This window comes from Variovorax sp. 20P10.2.4 (assembly GCF_058244205.1).
Genome location: NZ_JBZAYE010000508.1, coordinates 1 through 5,458 on the forward strand (window position 1 = coordinate 1; position 5,458 = coordinate 5,458).

Annotated in this window: 5 protein-coding genes and 1 pseudogene; 2 read left to right on the plus strand and 4 right to left on the minus strand. The window is 70.7% G+C overall.

The genetic code is table 11. From position 1 onward, the window contains the following. From AC27VN_RS31545 to AC27VN_RS31555, 3 genes and pseudogenes are all read right to left on the minus strand, one after another. Positions 1-229: pseudogene (locus AC27VN_RS31545) on the minus strand (citryl-CoA lyase); the annotation flags it as partial. Beyond that, positions 226-1,140, minus strand: coding sequence for a dioxygenase family protein (locus tag AC27VN_RS31550; RefSeq protein WP_490879106.1), 915 nt, complete (start codon positions 1,138-1,140; stop codon positions 226-228). The gene AC27VN_RS31550 and the pseudogene AC27VN_RS31545, both read right to left, overlap by 4 nt. 40 nt (positions 1,141-1,180) lie before the next feature. Beyond that, the gene (locus tag AC27VN_RS31555; RefSeq protein WP_398499387.1) at positions 1,181-2,329 is read right to left on the minus strand and encodes a CaiB/BaiF CoA transferase family protein; all 1,149 of its coding nucleotides are present in this window, start codon (positions 2,327-2,329) and stop codon (positions 1,181-1,183) included. Positions 2,330-2,471: 142 nt separating this feature from the next. Here AC27VN_RS31555 and AC27VN_RS31560 point away from each other — a divergent pair, with 142 nt between their 5' ends. Next, positions 2,472-3,377 carry a LysR substrate-binding domain-containing protein gene (locus AC27VN_RS31560; protein ID WP_093348407.1) on the plus strand — a complete coding sequence of 302 codons (906 nt, stop codon included), beginning with the start codon at positions 2,472-2,474 and terminating at the stop codon, positions 3,375-3,377. Positions 3,378-3,512: 135 nt separating this feature from the next. Further along, positions 3,513-4,433 (plus strand): hydroxymethylglutaryl-CoA lyase, encoded by a 921-nt coding sequence (locus AC27VN_RS31565; protein ID WP_490879107.1) that lies wholly within the window; start codon positions 3,513-3,515, stop codon positions 4,431-4,433. A gap of 6 nt (positions 4,434-4,439) precedes the next feature. On the opposite strand, the gene AC27VN_RS31570 is transcribed toward AC27VN_RS31565, so the two are convergent. Next, positions 4,440-5,354: a serine/threonine protein kinase gene (locus AC27VN_RS31570; RefSeq protein ID WP_490879108.1), complete on the minus strand. Its 915-nt coding sequence runs from the start codon at positions 5,352-5,354 to the stop codon at positions 4,440-4,442. Between the last annotated feature and the right edge of the window lie 104 nt (positions 5,355-5,458).

The following is a 5,458-nucleotide window of genomic DNA, read 5'->3' on the forward strand; positions in this document are numbered from 1 at the left end:
CCTGCACGCTGGGCACCAGGCCGTGCTCGGCGATCGCCACCAGCGTGGCGTCGAGCACCGCGCTGCAGGCGGCGTCGGGACGGCGGCCGGTGAGCAGCAGGAAGAAGTAGTCCGAGAACGAGACGCGGCCGATCAGGTCGCGGCAGAGGTCCTGGCCACGCACGACGATGGTGTGTTCGTCCGAGGTGCAGATGGCGGTGCGCGGGACGGTGGATTTGCCGATTTTCATGGGAGGGCGTTCGAGGTGGCGGGTTGCAGATGGAAGTCGTAGTGCGCGGACCAGTACGGCTGCTCGAGCGCGCGGCCGTCGGGCGCGCGGCCCGGCGCATGGGCCTCGAAGTCGACGAGCAGGCTGGGCCGCACGCCGAACACCGCGTCGGAGTCGATGTAGGGGCTGCCCGCGACGAACAGGTGCGTGGTCACCGGCACGTGGCCCTCGGCCGCCACCTTCATGTGGATGTGGCCGGGCCGGTTCGGATGGCGGCCCATGCCGTCGAGCATGCGCCCCACCGGGCCGTCGACCGGCACCGGGTAGTACGAGGGCTTGATCGACCAGAACCAGTAGCGGCCCTCGGCGTCGGTGCGGATGCGCGCGCGCGCCGCCATGCCCGCGCCCTCGACCTGCATGTCGTAGACGCCCTCGCCGTCGCCCGACCAGATGTCGAGCAGCGCGTTCGCGAGCGGCTCGCCGCGCGTGTCGCTGACGCGGCCGCTGTAGAAGGCCGGCTCGCCGCGCACGCCCGGCGCGATGTCGGCGCCCAGCGGCAGCTCGGGCGCGCCGTCCCAGTAGTAGGGGCCCTGCACCGTGGCCTCGGTGGTCTCGGTCGCGGGCAGCGCCTCGCCGTTCTTGCCGGCCAGCGCGGCGGCGCGCAGCTGGTCGAGCATCACCACCATCATCGAGGCGCCCAGCGTGTCCGACAGCAGGATGAACTCCTGGCGCCTGTCGTCGCAGGCCTGGCCGACGGCGGTGAGGAACTCGATGCCGGCCATCCATTCGGCGGGCTGCAGGTCGACCTCGCGGATGAAGGCATGCAGGTGCTCGATCAGCGACTGCATGATGCGCGCGAAGCGCGGGTCGGCCGCGCCGTCCAGGCGCTGCAGCGCGGCCCGGGTCAGTTCGTCGGCGTTCGATGGGGTCATGGGGCTTGTCTCCGTTCTTTTCTTCTGGGGTGGGAATGCGTCAGCGCTGTTGCAGGCGTCGGCGTATGGGTTCGACGATCGCCGCGTTGTCGGCGCCCAGCACCGGCGGCGCCGTGACCTCGAGCGCGCGCTCGCCGTCGAAGCTCACGGGCGAGCGGATGGTGCGCCAGTCGCCGCCCTCGGGATGGGGCGCGCTGACCTCGAGCTGCAGGTGGCGCGCCTGCGGGTCCTCCATGGCCTCGCGCGTGTCGTACATGGGCGCATGCGGCACGTCCTCGGCCTCGAGCCGCGCGCACCAGTCGGCGCGCGTGCGCGCGCGGAACAGGCCGTCGAGCAGCGCGATCAGGTCGTTCTGGTGCGCGATGCGGCCCTCGCGCGTGGCGAAGCGCGCGTCCTGGAACAGGTCGGGTCGCTCGATCGCGTTGGCCAGGCCCTGCCAGAACTTCTCGGGCGAGGACATGTGCAGCGCGATCCACAGGCCGTCGGCGCACTCGAGCACGTACGACTGCGAGACGCTGGGCCGGCTGAACGGACCCATGATCTCGTTCTCGGAGAAGTAGTGCGTGAAGGCGTCGAGGTTGAAGTGGCACATGGCCTCGAGCATCGAGACCTCGACCTTGCGGCCCTGGCCGGTGCGCCCGCGCTCGACCAGCGCGCCGAGCACGCCGTAGGCCGCGTAGAAGCCGGTCATCGCGTCGGCCACGGCCGGGCCCACCACGCGCGGATTGGCCGGGTTCACCAGCAGCTTGAGGAAGGCGCTGGCCGCCTGCGCCACCGTGTCGTAGGCCGGGCGCGCCGCGGCCGGGCCGGTCTGGCCGAAGCCGCTGATGGCGCAGTAGACCAGCCGCGGATTGAGTTCGCGCAGCCGCGTCTCGCCCGCGCCCAGCCGCTCGGCCGCGCCGGGGCGGAAGTTCTGGATGTAGACGTCCGAGTCCTTCACCAGCTCGTCGAACACCGCCGCGTCCTCGGCCAGCTTGGGGTTGAGCGTGACGCTGCGCTTGTTGCGGTTGTAGGTCTGGAAGTGCGGGCTGTAGAGCCCGCCGCGGAACGAACGGAACGGATCGCCGCTGCCGGGCTGCTCCACCTTGACCACCTCGGCGCCGAGGTCGGCCAGGAACATGCCGGCCGCCGGCCCGGTGATGAACGTGCCTTGCTCCAGCACCTTGATGCCGCTGAGGACCTTGTGCACTCGTGTATCTCCTGCTGTCGTGTCGTGTCATGCCCTCGCGGGATGGGAGCGAACTCTATGCAGGCGGCCCGATTTTTAACAATGATGGTTTTGCATGGATACCATCGATGGCATCGATCGTTCGACGCAACGGAAGGCCTCCATGGAACTGCGGCACCTGCGCTACTTCAGCGCCCTGGCCGGCTCGCTCAACTTCACGCGCGCGGCCGAGCGGCTGCACGTCACGCAGTCGACGCTGTCGCACCAGATCAAGCAGCTCGAGGAGGAGCTGGGCCGGCCGCTGTTCGACCGCATCGGCAAGCGCGTGGCGCTGACCGAGGCCGGCGAGGCCTTCCTGCACCACGCCACGCGCGCGCTGCAGGAGATCGACCGCGGCCTCGGCGCGCTGCGCGAGGACCCGCAGGAGGCGGCCGGCGAGCTGCGCATCGGCTCCACCCACACCTTCAACCTCGGCTTCATTCCCGACTGCATCGCGGGCTTCCAGCAGCGCTATCCGCGCGTGCGCGTGAGGGTCGACGAACTCGCGGCCGACCTGATCGGCCAGCGGCTGCAGCAGGGCACGCTCGACCTCGGCATCGCCTACCGGCCGGCCCAGCCCGGGCCGCTGCAGTTCGAGCCGCTCTACAACGAGGAGATGGTGCTGGTGGTGGCGCACGATCATCCGCTGGCGCGGCGCAAGCGCCTGCGCATGGTCGAGCTGCACCGCCTGCCGATGGCGCTGCTGCCCGCGAGCTTCGCCACGCGGCAGATGCTCGACGAGTGCTTCCGCTCCTGCGGCGCCGAGCCGCAGGTGGTGGCCGAGATCAACACGCTGGCGCCGATCATGGGCCTGGTGGCGAAGACGCGGCTCGCGGCCATCGTCTCGGCCAACGCGGTGCTGCCGAACTCGGGGCTCGCGACCGTGCGGCTCGAGAGCCCGACGCCGGTGCGCACGCCCGGCATGCTGTGGGCACCGAAGGCGCGCGAGGCGGCGCCCACGCGCGCCTTCGCGGCCATCGTGCGCAAGATGGCGTTCCGCACCAGCATGCTCGAGCGCAGCGACGGCTAGCCAACGACTGGCACCATTTGCAACCGCTGTGGCGCGCATTGCTACCTTCCGCGCCTTGTGTACCAGGCAGGCCGGGCCCATCTGCCGGACAATGGATTCCGGTTTTCCATCCTCCCGCGACACCAGAGACAAGCCATGAAACTCCCCACCCGCGTCCAGATCGTCGACGTCGGCCCGCGCGACGGGCTGCAGAACGAGAAGCAGCCGGTTTCGGCCGAGACCAAGATCGGCCTGGTGCACCGGCTGCAGGACGCCGGCCTCGAGGAGATCGAGGTCACCAGCTTCGTGAGCCCGAAGTGGGTGCCGCAGATGGCCGACAACGCCGAGGTGATGCACGGCATCCAGCGCAAGCCCGGCGTGCGCTACTCGGTGCTCACGCCCAACCTCAAGGGCTTCGAGGCCGCCATCGCCGCGCCGCGCGAGGAATGGCCCGACGAGATCGTGGTGTTCGGCGCCGCCAGCGAGGCCTTCAGCCAGAAGAACATCAACTGCTCGATCGCCGAGAGCATCGAGCGCTTCGCGCCCGTGGTGGCCGCGGCGCTCGACAAGGGCATCCGCGTGCGCGGCGCGATGTCGTGCACCGTCGGCTGCCCCTACGAAGGCGAGATCGCCCCGGCCAAGGTCGGCTACCTCGCGCAGCTGATGAAGGGCATCGGCGTGCAGCGCGTCGACGTGGCCGACACCATCGGCGTGGGCACGCCGCGCAAGGTGCAGGCGGCGATGGAGGCCACGCTGGCCCACTTCGGCGTCGACGCCATCTCCGGCCACTTCCACGACACCTACGGGCAGGCGCTGGTCAACACGCTGGCGGCGCTCGAGTTGGGCGTGTGGAACTTCCAGTCCTCCTCGGCCGGCCTCGGCGGCTGCCCCTATGCCAAGGGCGCGACCGGCAACGTGGCGACCGAGGACGTGGTCTACATGCTGCACGGCATGGGCATCGAGACCGGCATCGATCTCGACAAGCTGATCGACGCCGGCGTCTACATCAGCGAGGCCCTGGGCCGCGAGCCGAACTCGCGCGCCTCGAAGGCGATCCGCACCAAGCGCGCGGGCTGAGCGTCTTCAGCGCCCGAAGGCGCGCAGGCCCAGCAGCACCACCACCGCCACGGCCAGCAGCACCGTGGTGCATTGCCAGAACAGCACCGGCCGGCGCTCGATCAGCGCCGGCATTCGCGCGCGCAGGAACTCGGCGCCCGGTGACTGCAGGTCGTGCGCGAACTCCGACACCGCCTGCTGCCGCTTCGCGGGCTGCGGATGCAGCGCCTTGTGCAGCACCGCGTCGACCCAGGCCGGCAGCTCGGGCCGGAACTGGCGCAGCGGCACATAGCGCAGGCGATGGGCATCGGCCGCGCCGCGGATGCGCGAAGCCTGCAGCCCGTAGGGCAGTTGCCCGCTCAGCATGCGGTAGGCGATCACGGCCAGCGAGAACAGGTCGGAGCGCGCCGTGCCGCCCTGGCCCGTGAAGTACTCGGGCGCGGTGTACTGCGGCGTGCCCTCGATCGCGAGCGCGCGCGGCTCGCCGCCGCCATCGTTGAGACCGGCCACGTGGGTGGCGGCCAGGTCGATCAGCTTGACCGTGCCCGCGCGGTCGATCATCGCGTTCTCGGGCCGCAGGTCCTGGTGCAGCATCTCCTTGCCGTGCATGGCCTGCAGGCCGCGCGCGAGCTGCGCGACGATGGCGCGCACGCTGTCGAGCGAGGGCCGCGGGTGGTCGACCATCCACTGCGCGAGCGTCTGGCCCTCCACGTACTCCATCGCCACGAACAGGTGGCCGCGCGCGCGCTCCAGCGGCCAGGCCTTGAGCACGTGCGGGCTGTCGATGCGCCGCGCCACCCATTCCTCGAGCACGAAGCGGTCGAGGTAGGCGGCGTCCTCGCGCAGGTCCACCGAGGGCAGCTTCAGCACCGCGGGGCGGCCGCTGGCGTCGTCGGTGGCGAGGTAGACATGGCTGCGCGAACTCAGGTGGATCTCGCGCACCAGCGTGAAGCCCTCGAAGCGGTCGCGCGGCGCGAGCGCTGGCGGCAGCGCGAGCCCTTCGCGTCCTCTCTCTTATCCACCTCTCCCCGCCCACACCACCCTGA

Bases quoted from the DNA above. Each gene is read 5' to 3' on its own strand.
- AC27VN_RS31550 (WP_490879106.1), bottom strand. From the start codon at position 1,140: ATGACCCCATCGAACGCCGACGAACTGACCCGGGCCGCGCTGCAGCGC.
- AC27VN_RS31560 (WP_093348407.1), top strand. From the start codon at position 2,472: ATGGAACTGCGGCACCTGCGCTACTTCAGCGCCCTGGCCGGCTCGCTC.
- AC27VN_RS31565 (WP_490879107.1), top strand. From the start codon at position 3,513: ATGAAACTCCCCACCCGCGTCCAGATCGTCGACGTCGGCCCGCGCGAC.